Source organism: Brucella sp., from assembly GCF_032066345.1.
Taxonomy (GTDB): domain Bacteria; phylum Pseudomonadota; class Alphaproteobacteria; order Rhizobiales; family Rhizobiaceae; genus Brucella; species Brucella pseudogrignonensis.
Genome location: NZ_DAMBKZ010000003.1, coordinates 164,249 through 179,245, shown reverse-complemented (window position 1 = coordinate 179,245; position 14,997 = coordinate 164,249). Strand labels below are relative to the sequence as shown.

Sequence of the window (14,997 nt, the reverse complement as noted above, 5' to 3'; positions counted from 1 at the left end):
GAGGCATTTTGACATCTGGCGGTAGAGCATAAAAAGCGCCATATGCTGCGATCATGAACGATAGCTCTGCTCTTTTTTCCGAACAATCCGAAGTCACCGCGCAGGAGAAGGAAACGCACTTCTTCCCAGTCATGGCCGACTCACCGCCCGTTGATTGGCTGATATCGGACGGTTTGACGGATTACGACGAAGCGCTCGCTTTTATGGAAGCGCGCGTTGCAGCTATTCGTGAAGGAACGGCGAACGAGCTCGTCTGGCTCGTCGAGCATCCATCGCTCTATACGGCCGGCACCAGTGCTCAATCAGCAGACCTGCTGACACCGGATCGCTTTCCCGTGTTTAACACCGGACGCGGTGGCGAATATACCTATCACGGTCCCGGCCAGCGTGTGGCCTATGTCATGCTCGATCTGAAGCGGCGCCGTGAAGATGTGCGCGCATTTGTGACTGCGCTTGAGCAATGGATTGTCGAAACGCTCGCGCAGTTCAATGTCAAAGGTGAAAGGCGCGCAGATCGCGTTGGCGTCTGGGTTGTCCGTCCGGAAAAGCCGCTGCTTGCCAATGGTGGCATGTGCGAAGACAAGATTGCTGCTATTGGCATCCGTCTGCGCCGTTGGGTGAGCTTCCATGGCATTGCCATCAATGTCGAGCCGGAGCTCGAACATTTTGACGGCATCGTTCCGTGCGGCATTGCAGATTACGGTGTGACAAGCCTCGTCGATCTCGGCCTTCCGGTAACGATGGGCGATGTCGATGTTGCGTTGGGCAAGGCCTTCGAAAACGTCTTTGGACCTCGCCAGCCCAAATAATTAGACGCTCTTCACGCGCCGCTCGCGCATGAAGACATAGAAACCTGATCCCACGATAATCGCGATGCCGAACCATTTGGACGGCGTCGGAAAATCGCCGAACACAATCAAACCGACCAGAACTGCATTGACGATTTCCAGATACTGGAAAGGTGCGAGCATAGATGCCGGTGCGAGTTTGAATGCTTGCACCACGAGCAGATGACTGACAGTACCGATCGTACCCAGCAAAAGCAGAAGCAGCCAGGGCTGCAGGCTATGTGGCAGTGCAAAACTCAAATCTTCAATGCCCAAACCTGTGCCGAATACCATCGCCAATCCTGCCAGCGCTGCCCCACCGATGCCAGCATAAAACTGCATGACGACCGGGCTTTCCTTTGCGCCATATTTACGGTTCAGGATCAGATAAATCGCAAAAGTTACGGCGGTTGCGAGAGGCAACAAGGAAACCGCACCAAAAATTTCGAAGCTTGGCTGAATAACGATCATCGTTCCGATCAGACCGATACCCACAGCGCTAAAACGACGCCAGCCGACTTTTTCCTTCAGGAAGACGGCCGAAAGCAGAGTCAGGATCAATGGTTCAGCAAAAAACACAGCCATGGCGTCTGCCAGAGGCATGTATTTGACGGCGGTGAAGAAACACGTTCCGCCAAAGCCCATCAGCGCGCCGCGCACAAGATTGCCGACAAGATGCGCGGTCCGTAAAGACGCAAAACCACTCATGACGATCAACACGAAAAACATCAGCACTGACTGAATGAAAAAGCGCATGAAGGTGACAGTGGCCGGCGGCATATTATCCATCATGGCAAGCCATTTGCCGATGGCATCCATTAGAGGCAGCAGCAGTACCGAGAGGACCATGATCGCCATGCCCTTTACGTGCGCTTCTGTGCCGCCTGCTACCCTGCCCTGCATCTCACTACTCGCAATTTTCTCACTCCCATTGCGCTTACGCGAATGGCCTGCCCGTTTCCATCTTAATTCACGCAAGAAAAGCGCCCGGTTTGACTTTCGCCATGTTTCTGGTGCAAATCGGCTTCGCTACGAGCAAAACCATTTGATAACTTCGGGCAAAAGCGGAACGTAAGGCGAACTTTGTTCGCATTGCGGGTATTCCCGTGGCATTATCTGTGTGATTCGCAGCTAACTTTATTTCGTGCCGTTCAGTGGGGGCGGTTCTTTCGGTTTCAGACAGAAAGCTTTTCGGACAAAGATGGACGACAGCAACGATCTCTTTTCCAGAGTAGTCAACAATGCCCGTGAACGGCAGATGGAGCAGCAGCCCAAAAAGGCTCCTGCATCGACGCCTGTTGCGCAAACGGCAACGACACCATCTGCACCAAAGCCAGCCCCTGTTGCAACCAAGGCTCCACCTGTTTCATCAGGCGCGGATGATTACAACGCCTCATCCATTCGCGTTCTCGAGGGGCTGGAGCCCGTCCGTCTGCGCCCCGGCATGTATATCGGCGGCACCGACGAAAAAGCCCTGCACCACCTCTTCGCGGAAGTCATCGATAACTCGATGGACGAAGCCGTTGCAGGCCATGCTAATTTCATTGAAGTCAATCTCGACGCCGAAGGCTTTCTGACCGTCAGCGATAACGGACGCGGCATTCCGGTTGATGAGCACCCGCAGGTGCCGGGAAAATCGACGCTTGAAGTCATCATGACCAAGCTGCACGCAGGCGGTAAGTTCGACGGCAAAGCCTATGAAACCTCCGGCGGTCTGCACGGCGTGGGTGTTTCGGTGGTCAACGCACTTTCCGATGTTCTGGAAGTCGAAGTCGCGCGCAATCGCCGCCTTTATCGCCAGCGTTTTTCGCGCGGCATTCCGCAGGGCGGGCTTGAAGATGTCGGCGAAGTCCACAACCGTCGTGGTACGCGCGTTCGCTTTCATCCTGACCCGGATATCTTCGGCAAAACCGCACAATTCGATCCGCACCGGCTTTATCGCATGGCGCGCTCAAAGGCTTATCTGTTTGGCGGCGTAGAAATTCGCTGGAGCTGCGATCCCGCGCTTCTCGACCCGAAGAAGGAAACACCGGAAAAGGCTGTTTTCCACTTCCCCGGCGGCCTCAAGGATTATCTCTCTGCTTCGCTCGGCAAAGAACATCAGGTGACGCGCGAGATTTTCTCGGGCCGCACCGAAAAGCAGGGCGGGCATGGTGCCGTTGAATGGGCCGTGTCGTGGTATGGTGGTGACGGCTTCGTCAATTCCTATTGTAATACGATCCCGACGGGCGACGGCGGCACGCATGAAGCAGGATTGCGCATTGCATTGACACGTGGCCTCAAGGCCTATGCGGAGCTAACTAACAACAAGCGCGCTTCGATCATCACCACCGATGACGTGATGATTTCGGCAGCCGCTATGCTCTCGGTCTTCATTCGCGAACCAGAATTTGTCGGCCAGACCAAGGACAAGCTTGCGACCGTTGAAGCGCAGCGTATCGTGGAAAATGTCATCCGCGATCCGTTCGATCACTGGCTTACAGCTTCACCACAGGAAGCATCCCGCTTGCTCGACTGGGTTGTCGATCGCGCGGAAGAGCGCCTGCGTCGTCGTCAGGAAAAGGAAACCGTCCGCAAGAGCGCGACGCGCAAACTGCGCCTTCCGGGCAAGCTTGCAGACTGCACGCAGAATGCTGCAGCAGGTGCAGAACTTTTCATCGTCGAAGGTGACTCGGCTGGCGGCTCCGCCAAGCAGGCACGCAATCGTTCTAATCAGGCGATCCTGCCGCTACGCGGTAAGATTCTGAACGTTGCCAGTGCTGGCCGTGAGAAGCTGACAGCCAACCAGCAGATTGCCGATCTCGTGCAGGCGCTGGGTAGCGGCACGCGCAAGAATTATCGTGAAGACGATCTGCGTTATGATCGCGTCATCGTCATGACCGATGCTGACGTGGATGGTGCGCATATTGCATCGCTGCTCATCACGTTCTTCTATCAGGAAATGCCGGATCTCATCCGCAACGGCCACCTGTATCTGGCAGTCCCGCCGCTGTATCGTCTGAGCCAGGGTGGCAAGGTCGCCTATGCTCGTGACGACGCGCACAAGGACGAGCTGCTTCGCACGATGTTTACCGGACGTGGCAAAATCGAAATAGGCCGCTTCAAAGGCCTTGGCGAAATGCGCGCCGAGCAGTTGAAAGAAACGACTATGGACCCGAAAAAGCGCACGCTTCTTCGTGTTCATGTCGATGAAGATTATATCGATGAAACACGCAGCACTGTTGATGATCTGATGGGTACAAAACCGGAAGCCCGCTTCCGCTTCATTCAGGATCGTGCCGCTTTTGTGGAAAAACTGGATATTTAAACTTTATCTCTTCCGATCCTGAGCTTTCCGAAAGATCGGAAGAGATTCGAACTTCACCATTCCCCCAATTTTTTAAGGGGAATGGATAATCTTTTGCGGCAAATACTCAATTCTTGACGTCGATGCCAAGCTTGGTTTCGATTTCCTCGGTCGACTCTTTAACGAAGAATGTCAGGTCCGCGCTGAGCGTAACGATACGGGTTCCAGTACCGTAAGCGTTGTATGACAGGACGTGGTTGAAGTTCACTGCAACCCGTTCGCCACTGACATCCGTAAGCATGATCCACATGTGCCCCTCCTCCTGAAAATAGTTGCTATAGAAGAGGATAGGAGCTTTTCTTGAAATGGCAATGCTCACCTAAAGCTTTACCTGCATTCTGACCTTTTCAACCTTGCGACCAAAACTCTCCGACCATTCTTCGCTGCGGTGATAGGTCTTGAATCCAGCTTTTTCATAAAGCCCGATTGCTGGAGAATTCTCGGCATGGGTGCCGATTTCAGCTTCCGCAAAACCATCAAGAACAATCTGCGCCATCAGCGCACCAAGCAATGCGCCGCCTACGCCCTGACCATGGTGCGTGGGATCAACCCAAAGGTCGGAAATGTAGTTTGATTTCGGGACGCGAGCGCCCCAACCGTATATTTCGCCGCATCGTTCCGCCAACAAAACACCGTCGGCATTCTCGCGCAAATCGCGCAGGAATTTGGCCTGGAGTTCCGACCGGCTTTCATCCGTCAGCACAATGTCGCGCGCTGCGGTTTGCCATGCGCGCACCGCGATTTCAGCCATAAGAACAAATTCGCCGGTCATAGAGCGCTGTGCGTCCACTTGGACGCACAAAGGTCGCTCTAGTTTTTTATATTCTGGCTTCGATCCCCCTGAAAATCGATCTCGATTTTCGGATCGAAGCCGGGCACGGCGAATGAGAACTTCAGATTTTACCACCATTTCTTCGGTGTAAAGCGTCCTGCGGCCTGCTCAATTGCGCCAGCAGCCTGAAACAGCGTTTCTTCTTCAAACGGGCGACCGATCAGCTGCAGACCAAGCGGCAGACCCTGATCATTGAGGCCCGCAGGAACCGCGATGCCCGGCAGGCCGGCCATGTTAAGCGTGATGGTGAAGATGTCATTGAGATACATCTTGACCGGATCATTTGCGAGTTCCTTGTCGCCAATGCTGAACGCAGCGGAAGGCGTAACAGGCGTCAGGATTGCATGAACGCCGCTTGCAAAGACATTTTCAAAGTCTTTCTTGATCAGTGTGCGAACCTTCTGAGCGCGCAGATAATATGCGTCGTAATAGCCCGCCGACAGAACATAGGTTCCGGTCAGAATACGACGCTTCACTTCCTTGCCAAAACCTGCAGCACGGCTCTGTTCGTACATATCGGCAATATCCTTGCCCGGTACGCGCAGACCGTAACGCACACCATCATAACGTGCGAGGTTAGACGAGGCTTCCGCAGGTGCCACAATGTAATAGGCAGCAAGCGCATATTTGGTGTGCGGCAGCGAAACATCGACGATTTCCGCTCCAGCATCTTTGAGATACTGGACGCCCTTCTGCCAGAGCGCTTCGATTTCTTCCGGCATACCATCGATACGATATTCGTTCGGAATACCGATCTTGAGGCCCTTCAGCGACTTGCCGATAGCTGCTTCGTAGTCCGGCACTGGCAGATCAACCGAGGTTGTATCTTTCAGATCGAGCGATGCCATCGACTTGAGCAGGATCGCGGCATCGCGTACATCACGAGCGATCGGGCCAGCCTGATCAAGCGAGGATGCATAAGCAACGGTGCCCCAGCGCGAAACACGGCCATAGGTCGGCTTGATGCCGACAGTGCCGGTGAAAGCCGCTGGCTGACGGATCGAGCCACCGGTATCGGTTGCCGTAGCACCTGCGCAGAGATGTGCAGCGACTGCTGCCGACGAACCGCCTGAAGAGCCACCCGGTACCAGATCAACATCTGAGCCGTTCGCACGCCAAGGGTTCTTCACAGGGCCGTAATAGGAGCTTTCATTGGACGAGCCCATGGCGAATTCGTCCATGTTGAGCTTGCCCAGCATGACAGCGCCGTCAGCCCAGAGATTGGCGGTGACGGTCGATTCATATTCAGGCTTGAAGCCATCGAGAATATGCGAGCAGGCCTGCGTGTGAATGCCCTTGGTCGCAAACAGATCCTTCACGCCAAGTGGAATACCTTCGAGAGCACCAGCCTTGCCTTCGGCAATGCGGGCATCAGAAGCTTTTGCCATTTCGCGCGCCTTTTCAGGCGTAACAGCGACATAGGCATTGAGCTTGTCATTGGCGGATTCAATAGCCGCAATATAGGCTTCTGTCAGTTCCGTCGCGGTGAAGGCCTTAGCCTTCAGCTTGTCGCGCGCTTCGGCAATGGTCAGTGCGGTCAGTTCGCTCATCATCAAATCCTGTAAAGTCACGCCTCAGCGAGACGCTTTTCAAAAAAGGCGCTGTATTCGGAGTCAGGATAATCCAGAACCACTCCGCAACGCGCAAAACCCGAATTTCCATAAAGCCGCCAGGCACCATCAAAGCCGGGCCCTGTGCCCGTTTCAAGGACCAGACGCGAAGCACCCTTGGCTCTTGCCAGCTCGACAATCGCATCGACAAGATGTGAGCCGATACGCTTGCCTCGAACTTCCGGGCGCGTGAACATGCGCTTGAGTTCACCCACACCGTTATCGTGCATCTTCAGCGCGCCACAGCCGACGGCCTTGCCGTCTTCATCTCGCGCAACGAAAACCGTAGTGTCCGGCTCCGCCATCTGCTCAACAGTCATCTTGAACTGGAACTCGAGAGGCGAAAGCGGCAGCATATGCGCGTTCAAGGCTTCGACCAGATCACGCACATCATCCTGCAATGGGGTCTCGACGGAAACCCGAATAGCCATCGACTTACTCCACGACCTTTGGCACGACGAAGAAATTATCTTCGGTCACAGGCGCATTGGCAACAACAGCACTGGCGATATTGCCGTCCGTTACTGCATCTTCGCGCAGACGCATCTTCATCGGCGTTACCGAGGTCATCGGCTCAACGCCTTCAATATCGACTTCGTTCAACTGCTCGACAAAGCCCAGAATTGCATTGAGTTCGCCGGTCATACGCTCTGCTTCGTCTTCATTGACAGCAATGCGCGCAAGATGCGCGACGCGCTTGACGGTGGAAATATCGACGGACATTCTGTTCTCCGCAAATTCATAATTTAGGACGGCCAACCGCCACCCCGAAAAGGTTCTTTTACCGGCTATAACGGTGCGGGTGGGGAAGCGCAACATTTCTTGCGCTTCCATCCATAGTTAGCCAAAATTAGAACGTGTGAACAGTGCCAGCGTCAGCCACCAACACCTTCGTTTCCTTATGGTCAGACATTGCCGCTACAAACTTGTCTGCCGTCTTTTCAATAAATGGGAATGAGCCGTAATGGCACGGCAGAACGGTTTTAAAATTGAAATAACGCTGGCACGCAAGAGCTGCCACAGCACCGCCCATGGTAAAACGATCACCGACAGGCACAATGCCGATTTCTGGCTGATGCAGTTCATTGATCAGCGCCATATCAGAGAAAATATCCGTGTCACCCATATGATAAAGTGTCGGCGCATTCTCGAAATGAAATACCAGGCCGTTCGGATTACCCATCGACTGAGTGATGCCGTCTTCTGTCATCAACGCTGAAGAATGCAGTGCGTTAACAAACGTTACGCTGAAACCATCGCGGACAATGGTTCCGCCGGTATTGCCCATGCTGAACTTTTCCAAACCTTTGCGACCCAGCCAGCCGGTGATTTCTGGATTTGCAATAACAGTTGCACCGGTTTCTTTAGCAATCTCAATGGTATCGCCGATATGGTCACCATGACCATGAGTCAGCGCAATATGCGTGGTTCCCTTGGTGGCTTCCTTGAAATCGATGCCCTTGGCACCCGGATTTCCATTGATGAACGGATCAATCAGAATGACGGCCTTATCCGTTTCAACGCGATAGGCTGCATGGCCCAACCAGGTGATTTTCATTGTGTGTCTCCTTGCGGCTCGATTTTCAGTTTTAAAACAGATATTACGGCTCAATTCCATCAGGCAATATGAAGCCTGATCAAAATACTATGAGGACCTATGGCCGTCGTTGAGATCGAAGAAGTTTTGGAAATTCTGCAACCTGGCCAGACAGTCGCCGGGCTTGATCTCGGCACCAAAACTATTGGCCTTGCGGTTTCCGATCTGGGCCTGTCATTCTCGCATCCCCGTCCGGTTATCAAACGCACCAAGTTCACAATCGATGCACAGGTGCTTCTGAAAGCACTCGAAGCAGACAAGGTCGGCGTCATTATTATTGGCCTGCCGATGAATATGGATGGGTCAGCCGGACCACGCGTTCAGGCGACGCGGGCTTTCGTGCGCACTATGCAGCCACTGACCGACCTGCCCTTCGTGTTCTGGGACGAGCGCCTGTCCACGGTCGCAGCCGAACGCGCACTCATCGGCATGGACGTTTCACGCGGTAAGCGGGCCGAACGCATCGATTCGGCCGCAGCTTCCTTCATTTTGCAAGGCGCACTGGATCGCCTGCACATGCTGCGCTCATCGCACGTCGATGACAGCGATTACGACGCCGGATAAAGCTGATCGAGTATCCGGTTGGCATTATGACGTGCATCCAACATGCCATAGGTCGAGCGCCACTGCCCACCAAGACGCGTTTCGATGAAGGCATCCGCCACATCATCCGCTCCAAGATTGCGCAATTCGGCGGCAGCAGCCGCATAAGCAAGCTGCTCCGTCAGAAGACGCGCAACGCCCTGATCGGTTTCGGTCAGTTGCAATGCCGCCTGCAACACATCAATCGTACCCTGACCACGCACGCCCAGCTGTCCGCTGATCCAGTCGAGAACTTCGTCGAACAGCGAAGGTGCGCGTGAGAGCACGCGCGCCACGTCGAGCGCCATTACATTGCCCGAGCCTTCCCAGATCGCATTGACCGGCGCTTCGCGATAGGCGCGTGCGAGATTGCCGTCCTCGATGTATCCATTGCCACCGAGGCACTCCATCGCTTCATAAAGCAATGCCGGTGCGATTTTGCAGACCCAATATTTGACAACTGGCGTCATGCATCGCGCGAAAGCAGCTTCCGCGCGATCACTTGCAGCCATGTCAAAGGCACGCGCCAGACGCATGGAAAGTGCGGTCGCACCTGCAACATCCAGCGCCATATCGGCAAGAACGCGGCTCATCAGCGGCTGTTCGATCAGCTTTTGCCCACCTACCTCGCGATGACGTGCATGATGAACGGCCTCGGCCAGCCCCGAGCGCATCAGGCCAGCGGAGGCAACAGCGCAATCAAGTCGCGTCAGCGTGACCATATCCATAATGGTTTTGACGCCTTCGCCGGGATTTCCGACAAGATGACCGATAGCGCCGTCGAACTCGACTTCGGAGGAAGCATTGGACTTGTTTCCGAGCTTGTCCTTCAAACGCTGGAAGAAGAAGCCGTTTCCAGCCGCCTCATTGGTCAGGCGCGGCAGCAGGAAGCAGGAAAGCCCCTCTTCCACCTGCGCCAGCACCAGAAAAGCATCCGACATCGGCGCAGACATGAACCACTTATGGCCGCTGATTGTATAGGTGCCGTCTTCATTGCGTTCTGCGCGGGTGGTATTGGCGCGGACATCCGTGCCACCCTGCTTCTCGGTCATACCCATACCAAGCGTAATCCCCTGCTTCTGCAAGGCGGGCTTTTGCGAGGAATCATATTTGCGCGACAGAATCTGCGGCGACCATTCCTTGTAAAGATCAGGCGAAGCCATCACTGCTGCGAGCGAAGCATTGGTCATGGTCAGCGGGCAGAGATGGCCTGCCTCAAGCTGTGCGGTGAGGAAGAAACGCGCGGCGCGTGCCTGATGGCGACGTCCGGCTTCAGCTGGATTGGCCTCCCATATCGAGCAATGAAGACCCTGCGCAATCGAACGGCGCATCAGTGCATGATAGGCTGGATGATATTCCACCAGATCGGCACGGCGCCCCTGACGATCATGGGTGCGCAGCTTTGGCAATTCGGTATTGGCGAGACGTGCAAGATCCTGCGCTTCCGCCGACATGACAAAACGCCCGGTATTCTCGAGGTCAGTATGCAGTTCTTTCGGGAAACGCGCTGCGATCTGAATCAGAAGCGGATCGCCCAGATATGCATTGGTACCCGTCATAGACGGGGTCTGGTTGGTGACTTCATGCGTTTTCACAGGCTTATCCGTTCGGCTTTGTTCAACTCAAAATCAGCTTGCGAGCCGATTGAGGCGCGCAGAGCTTACATTCTATGCGTTCTTGCATTGTAATTTACTAACATTTTCCGACAGCTCACCGCTTTATGCCCAAAGAATACAGGTTTTTCTTTGTGAATCCGCTAAAGCCTTTATAAGGGCGGTTGCGGTCCAGCTTTCACGGCTCTATACGGGTGACTTGCCATGACAAATCAAACGGTCTCACCGATTTTCCCTCATCGCCACCTGCTTGGCATCAAGGGGCTATCGCCCCTGGACATTAATTGTCTTCTCGATCTTGCGGATCAGGAAGTGGCTGTCTCCAGACAGTCCGAGAAGAAAAAGTCCGTGCTGCGCGGTCGCACCCAGATCAACCTCTTCTTTGAAGCATCGACGCGAACGCAATCATCGTTCGAGCTGGCCGGAAAACGGCTGGGCGCGGACGTGATGAACATGTCGGTCGGCAACTCATCGGTCAAGAAGGGCGAAACGCTCATTGACACTGCGATGACGCTGAACGCTATGCAGCCAGATATTCTGGTCATACGCCATGCGTCTGCCGGTGCTGCGGCGCTACTTGCGCAAAAAGTCGGCTGCGCAGTCGTCAATGCTGGCGACGGTGCTCACGAGCACCCGACACAGGCGCTGCTCGACGCGCTGACCATCCGCCGCGCAAAGGGCGACATCGGAAACCTGATCGTTGCCATTTGCGGCGATGTGCTTCACTCGCGCGTTGCGCGCTCCAACATTCTGCTGCTCAATGCACTTGGCGCACGCGTTCGCGTCGTCGCCCCTTCGACCCTGCTGCCTTCCGGCATCGCCGATATGAGTGTTGAAGTTTACAACACCATGGAAGAAGGCCTGAAAGACGCCGATGTCGTGATGATGCTGCGCCTTCAGCGTGAGCGCATGGCCGGCTCCTTTGTACCGTCGGTGCGTGAGTATTTCCGCTTCTACGGTCTCGACAAGGAAAAGCTGAAGCTTGCCCGACCTGATGCACTGGTCATGCATCCCGGCCCGATGAATCGCGGTGTCGAGATTGCATCCGATGTAGCGGACGGCCCCCAGAGCATGATCCAGCAACAGGTGGAAATGGGCGTCGCTGTGCGTATGGCGGTTATGGAAGCCCTGCTCGATCCGCGTCGCGCAGAAGCCGCAGGAGAACGTGCATGAGTGCGATCCTTTTTGAAAATGCCCGCATCATCGATCCGTTTCGCGGACTGGATGAAGTCGGAAGCCTGCTGATCAAAGACGACAAGATTGTCGCCAGCGGTGCCGATTTCCGCAATCAAGGTGCGCCTGAAGGCGCTGAAATCATCGACCTCAACGGCATGGCTATTCTGCCGGGTCTGGTCGATTCCCGCGTTTTCATCGGCGAGCCCGGTGCTGAACACCGTGAAACCATTGCATCGGCCAGTCAGGCCGCAGCAGCTGGCGGTGTAACCTCCATCATCATGATGCCGGATACCGATCCGGTTATCGATGATGTGGCGCTGGTCGAGTTTGTGAAGCGCACTGCGCGCGACACGGCTATTGTCAATGTGCATCCCGCCGCTGCCATTACCAAGGGCCTGCATGGCGAGGAAATGACGGAAATCGGCCTGCTTCGCGATGCGGGTGCGGTTGCCTTCACTGAAGGGCGCAACACCCTCACCAATACACAATTGATGCGCCGTGCTCTGACTTATGCGCGCGACTTTGATGCCGTGATTGCCTGTGAAACCCGTGATCCGTATCTCGGTGCCAATGGCGTCATGAATGAAGGCCTCTTCGCAAGCTGGCTCGGCCTTTCGGGTAGCCCGCGCGAAGCGGAAGTCATTCCACTGGAGCGTGATCTGCGCCTGGCGGCTCTCACCCGCAGCAAATACCACGCAGCACAGCTTTCCTGTGCCATGTCAGCCGATGCGCTCAGGCGCTCAAAAGACCTTGGCACCAATGTAACGGCAGGCGTTTCCATCAATCACCTGTCGCTCAACGAAAACGACATCGGCGAGTTCCGCACCTTCTTCCGTCTGTCGCCGCCTCTGCGCAGCGAGGAAGACCGTCTGGCAATGGTTGAAGCCGTCAAGAACGGCACAATCGACATTGTCGTTTCTGCACACGATCCGCAGGATGTTGACACCAAGCGCTTGCCTTTTGCCGATGCAGAAGCTGGTGCAATTGGCCTGGAAACGCTGCTGGCTGCAGCCCTACGACTTCATCACAACGACAGCATTCCGCTGCTTCGTCTGGTTGAAGTGCTCTCGACTGCGCCTGCGCGCATCTTTGGACTGGATGCAGGCACTCTGAAGCCCGGCGCCAAGGCTGATCTTGCGATTGTTGATCTGGACGAGCCATGGGTGGTTCGTGAGCAAGACCTGCATTCGCGCTCAAAGAATAGCTGCTTTGAAGGTGCCCGCTTCCAAGGTCGCGTCAACCGCACTATAGTCGGCGGCAAGACAGTTTATTCGGCTTAACATTTTCAGAAAAGCCGTCTTGCTTTTGGGCGGCTTTTCTTCTCAAGTAATTTGAATAAAGAACATATGGGGAGTTCCATGGCCGAAACAGGTCTGGTCAATTTAGTGACAATCTGCACGCTGATATTCGGCTATATTCTCGGCTCCATTCCCTTCGGGCTTATCCTGACACGGTTTGCAGGACTGGGCGATGTACGTTCGATTGGTTCCGGCAATATTGGTGCTACCAATGTTCTGCGTACCGGCAACAAGAAGCTCGCGGCGGCAACGCTCATTCTTGATGCGCTTAAAGGCACGGCAGCCGTATTAATCGCCTCAAAATTCGGCCAGGAAGCTGCAATTGCAGCTGGTTTCGGTGCATTTATCGGCCATCTTTTCCCGGTCTGGATCGGCTTCAAAGGCGGCAAGGGTGTTGCAACCTATCTTGGCATTCTGATCGGCCTTGCATGGCCCGGCGCGCTGGTCTTCATCGCGGCATGGATCATCACGGCACTTCTCACCCGCTATTCTTCACTGTCAGCGCTTGTTGCCAGTCTGATCGTGCCAATCGCACTTTATGCACGCGGTGATCACGCGATTGCGGCTTTGTTTGCTGTGCTGACCATTATTGTCTTCATAAAGCATCACGCCAATATCTCGCGCCTCCTCAGCGGCACTGAAAGCAAGATAGGCAAAAAAGGATGAAACAGAGCGCGAATTCAACTTCCGGAATTCGCCTCTCCGACCGACAGCGGCTCAACTGGCTGCGCCTCATTCGCACTGAAAACATCGGTCCTGTCGCTTTCCGCGACCTCATCATGTTCTGTGGCTCTGCCGCCAGCGCCATAGAAAGATTACCTGACCTCAACATACGCGGCGGTGGCGCTAAGCCCGTGCGCGTGACACCGCTGGAAGATGCCGAACGCGAGCTGGAAGCCATCGAGCGGATAGGTGCGCGTCTTGTTGGCATGGGCGAACCGGACTATCCGCAACAGCTCAAAAATTGCGAAGCACCACCGCCACTTGTCATTATCAAGGGCAATCCAAATGTCTTTCGCAAGCCCCCTGTTGCCATCGTTGGCTCGCGCAATGCGTCTGTGGTCGGCGCACGCTTCACAGAGCGTCTCGCGCGTGATCTGGGTGACGCTGGCTTCGCAATAATCTCCGGCCTTGCGCGCGGGATCGATGCGGCAGCACATAAAGCCAGCATAGAAAGCGGAACCGTGGCTGTGCTGGCCGGTGGCCTTGATAAACCCTACCCACCCGAAAACCTGCCGATCTATCGTGCCATACCCGAAAACGGCAGTGCACTCATTACCGAGATGCCGATGGGTGCAGAGCCCCGTGCGCGTGATTTTCCACGTCGAAACCGCATCATAGCTGGACTTTCGCTTGGTCTCATCGTGGTGGAGGCTGCCGAGCGTTCAGGCTCGCTCATCAGCGCCCGCATGGCTGGTGAAATGGGCCGAACAGTGTTCGCAGTGCCTGGTTCGCCGCTCGATCCACGCGCCCGCGGAACCAATGCACTTCTGAAACAAGGCGCAACGCTTGTAACCTGCGCCGACGACGTTATCGATTCTTTGTCCCCGCTCATCGGCCGCGATACGTTCAAAGCCGAAGCAGCGCAGCCCGATCTGTTGACCCAGATCGATGAAGCGCCTGAGCCGCTTCAAGCCATAACAACGGATGAGCAACGCGATATTCTCGTCGATGCTCTTGGGCCGGTTCCGATCGATGTTGATACGCTTGTCAGACACACAGGCCTTGATGCAAGCAATGCCCAACTAATCCTGTTGGAACTTGATCTTGCCGGGAGGCTGTTACGCTATCCCGGCAATCAGGTCGCCCTTGTGCCACGCGATGAGCATTTTTAAACTCAATCACACGGGCAATGATGTTGATTGTCGCGTGCTTCCTGCAATGCCATGTCCATGAGATAGACGAGAAGATGACTATCCGTCCCTCTGGCCATTTTGACGAGTTCTTGTAGCATTTCTTCTATATAAGCCAGTGTCTCCTGACGAGTTGTATCTCGCTGAACCACCTTTGCCCCCAAAATGTGCCGGTTTCCTTCAAATGAAAATCACCCTTCTGGTTCAAACCCGACGGATATACCCCGACCAGACACTACCACAAGCTTTATATTTACATATAG

At 54.9% G+C, this 14,997-nt stretch carries 15 protein-coding genes; 7 read left to right on the top strand and 8 right to left on the bottom strand.

Annotated features, from left to right (window positions below; all coding sequences use genetic code 11):
* Window positions 1-131 precede the first annotated feature (131 nt).
* A complete protein-coding gene (lipB, locus tag RT142_RS05475; RefSeq protein WP_235819199.1) occupies window positions 132-809 on the top strand; it encodes a lipoyl(octanoyl) transferase LipB in 678 nt (225 codons plus the stop codon).
* On the opposite strand, the gene RT142_RS05470 is transcribed toward lipB, so the two are convergent.
* The gene (locus RT142_RS05470) at window positions 810-1,730 is read right to left on the bottom strand and encodes a DMT family transporter (RefSeq protein WP_313027825.1); all 921 of its coding nucleotides are present in this window, start codon (window positions 1,728-1,730) and stop codon (window positions 810-812) included. It lies immediately after the preceding gene.
* A 298-nt stretch (window positions 1,731-2,028) separates the two neighbouring features.
* Between RT142_RS05470 and parE the strand changes: the two genes are divergently transcribed.
* On the top strand, window positions 2,029-4,134 hold the full coding sequence (gene parE, locus RT142_RS05465; RefSeq protein WP_313027824.1) for a DNA topoisomerase IV subunit B: 2,106 nt from the start codon (window positions 2,029-2,031) through the stop codon (window positions 4,132-4,134).
* Window positions 4,135-4,240: 106 nt separating this feature from the next.
* On the opposite strand, the gene RT142_RS05460 is transcribed toward parE, so the two are convergent.
* From RT142_RS05460 to RT142_RS05435, 6 genes are all read right to left on the bottom strand, one after another.
* Window positions 4,241-4,423, bottom strand: a complete 183-nt coding sequence (locus RT142_RS05460; protein WP_007878664.1) for a hypothetical protein — start codon at window positions 4,421-4,423, stop codon at window positions 4,241-4,243.
* A 69-nt stretch (window positions 4,424-4,492) separates the two neighbouring features.
* Complete coding sequence (locus RT142_RS05455) at window positions 4,493-4,945, bottom strand: GNAT family N-acetyltransferase (protein WP_112806022.1); 453 nt, start codon at window positions 4,943-4,945, stop codon at window positions 4,493-4,495.
* A 128-nt stretch (window positions 4,946-5,073) separates the two neighbouring features.
* Window positions 5,074-6,555, bottom strand: a complete 1,482-nt coding sequence (gene gatA / locus RT142_RS05450; RefSeq protein WP_112806186.1) for an Asp-tRNA(Asn)/Glu-tRNA(Gln) amidotransferase subunit GatA — start codon at window positions 6,553-6,555, stop codon at window positions 5,074-5,076.
* A 17-nt stretch (window positions 6,556-6,572) separates the two neighbouring features.
* Window positions 6,573-7,046, bottom strand: a complete 474-nt coding sequence (locus tag RT142_RS05445) for a GNAT family N-acetyltransferase (protein ID WP_112806024.1) — start codon at window positions 7,044-7,046, stop codon at window positions 6,573-6,575.
* Window positions 7,047-7,050: 4 nt separating this feature from the next.
* The gene (gatC, locus tag RT142_RS05440) at window positions 7,051-7,338 is read right to left on the bottom strand and encodes an Asp-tRNA(Asn)/Glu-tRNA(Gln) amidotransferase subunit GatC (protein WP_007878659.1); all 288 of its coding nucleotides are present in this window, start codon (window positions 7,336-7,338) and stop codon (window positions 7,051-7,053) included.
* 127 nt (window positions 7,339-7,465) lie between these two features.
* On the bottom strand, window positions 7,466-8,173 hold the full coding sequence (locus tag RT142_RS05435) for a metal-dependent hydrolase (RefSeq protein ID WP_112806026.1): 708 nt from the start codon (window positions 8,171-8,173) through the stop codon (window positions 7,466-7,468).
* A gap of 99 nt (window positions 8,174-8,272) precedes the next feature.
* Between RT142_RS05435 and ruvX the strand changes: the two genes are divergently transcribed.
* Window positions 8,273-8,776 carry a Holliday junction resolvase RuvX gene (ruvX, locus tag RT142_RS05430; protein ID WP_313027821.1) on the top strand — a complete coding sequence of 168 codons (504 nt, stop codon included), beginning with the start codon at window positions 8,273-8,275 and terminating at the stop codon, window positions 8,774-8,776.
* On the opposite strand, the gene RT142_RS05425 is transcribed toward ruvX, so the two are convergent.
* Window positions 8,761-10,389: an acyl-CoA dehydrogenase family protein gene (locus RT142_RS05425; RefSeq protein ID WP_112806030.1), complete on the bottom strand. Its 1,629-nt coding sequence runs from the start codon at window positions 10,387-10,389 to the stop codon at window positions 8,761-8,763. The two genes, ruvX and RT142_RS05425, sit on opposite strands and share 16 nt — an antisense overlap.
* A 222-nt stretch (window positions 10,390-10,611) precedes the next feature.
* Between RT142_RS05425 and RT142_RS05420 the strand changes: the two genes are divergently transcribed.
* The 4 genes from RT142_RS05420 to dprA all read left to right on the top strand — a co-directional run bounded on the left by RT142_RS05420 (window position 10,612) and on the right by dprA (window position 14,716).
* A complete protein-coding gene (locus RT142_RS05420) occupies window positions 10,612-11,580 on the top strand; it encodes an aspartate carbamoyltransferase catalytic subunit (RefSeq protein WP_007878655.1) in 969 nt (322 codons plus the stop codon).
* Complete coding sequence (locus RT142_RS05415; protein WP_313027819.1) at window positions 11,577-12,863, top strand: dihydroorotase; 1,287 nt, start codon at window positions 11,577-11,579, stop codon at window positions 12,861-12,863. The genes RT142_RS05420 and RT142_RS05415 overlap by 4 nt, the downstream gene beginning before the upstream one ends.
* Window positions 12,864-12,941: 78 nt before the next feature.
* Window positions 12,942-13,547 (top strand): glycerol-3-phosphate 1-O-acyltransferase PlsY, encoded by a 606-nt coding sequence (gene plsY, locus RT142_RS05410; protein WP_007878647.1) that lies wholly within the window; start codon window positions 12,942-12,944, stop codon window positions 13,545-13,547.
* Window positions 13,544-14,716 carry a DNA-processing protein DprA gene (gene dprA / locus RT142_RS05405; protein WP_112806034.1) on the top strand — a complete coding sequence of 391 codons (1,173 nt, stop codon included), beginning with the start codon at window positions 13,544-13,546 and terminating at the stop codon, window positions 14,714-14,716. Before plsY ends, dprA begins: the two co-directional genes overlap by 4 nt.
* Window positions 14,717-14,997: the final 281 nt, after the last annotated feature.

Excerpts from the sequence above, each read along its gene's own strand:
- lipB (WP_235819199.1), top strand. The coding sequence starts at position 132 with ATGGCCGACTCACCGCCCGTTGATTGGCTGATATCGGACGGTTTGACG.
- RT142_RS05470 (WP_313027825.1), bottom strand. The coding sequence starts at position 1,730 with ATGCAGGGCAGGGTAGCAGGCGGCACAGAAGCGCACGTAAAGGGCATG.
- parE (WP_313027824.1), top strand. The coding sequence starts at position 2,029 with ATGGACGACAGCAACGATCTCTTTTCCAGAGTAGTCAACAATGCCCGT.
- RT142_RS05460 (WP_007878664.1), bottom strand. The coding sequence starts at position 4,423 with ATGTGGATCATGCTTACGGATGTCAGTGGCGAACGGGTTGCAGTGAAC.
- RT142_RS05455 (WP_112806022.1), bottom strand. The coding sequence starts at position 4,945 with ATGACCGGCGAATTTGTTCTTATGGCTGAAATCGCGGTGCGCGCATGG.
- gatA (WP_112806186.1), bottom strand. The coding sequence starts at position 6,555 with ATGAGCGAACTGACCGCACTGACCATTGCCGAAGCGCGCGACAAGCTG.
- RT142_RS05445 (WP_112806024.1), bottom strand. The coding sequence starts at position 7,046 with ATGGCTATTCGGGTTTCCGTCGAGACCCCATTGCAGGATGATGTGCGT.
- gatC (WP_007878659.1), bottom strand. The coding sequence starts at position 7,338 with ATGTCCGTCGATATTTCCACCGTCAAGCGCGTCGCGCATCTTGCGCGC.
- RT142_RS05435 (WP_112806026.1), bottom strand. The coding sequence starts at position 8,173 with ATGAAAATCACCTGGTTGGGCCATGCAGCCTATCGCGTTGAAACGGAT.
- ruvX (WP_313027821.1), top strand. The coding sequence starts at position 8,273 with ATGGCCGTCGTTGAGATCGAAGAAGTTTTGGAAATTCTGCAACCTGGC.
- RT142_RS05420 (WP_007878655.1), top strand. The coding sequence starts at position 10,612 with ATGACAAATCAAACGGTCTCACCGATTTTCCCTCATCGCCACCTGCTT.
- RT142_RS05415 (WP_313027819.1), top strand. The coding sequence starts at position 11,577 with ATGAGTGCGATCCTTTTTGAAAATGCCCGCATCATCGATCCGTTTCGC.
- plsY (WP_007878647.1), top strand. The coding sequence starts at position 12,942 with ATGGCCGAAACAGGTCTGGTCAATTTAGTGACAATCTGCACGCTGATA.
- dprA (WP_112806034.1), top strand. The coding sequence starts at position 13,544 with ATGAAACAGAGCGCGAATTCAACTTCCGGAATTCGCCTCTCCGACCGA.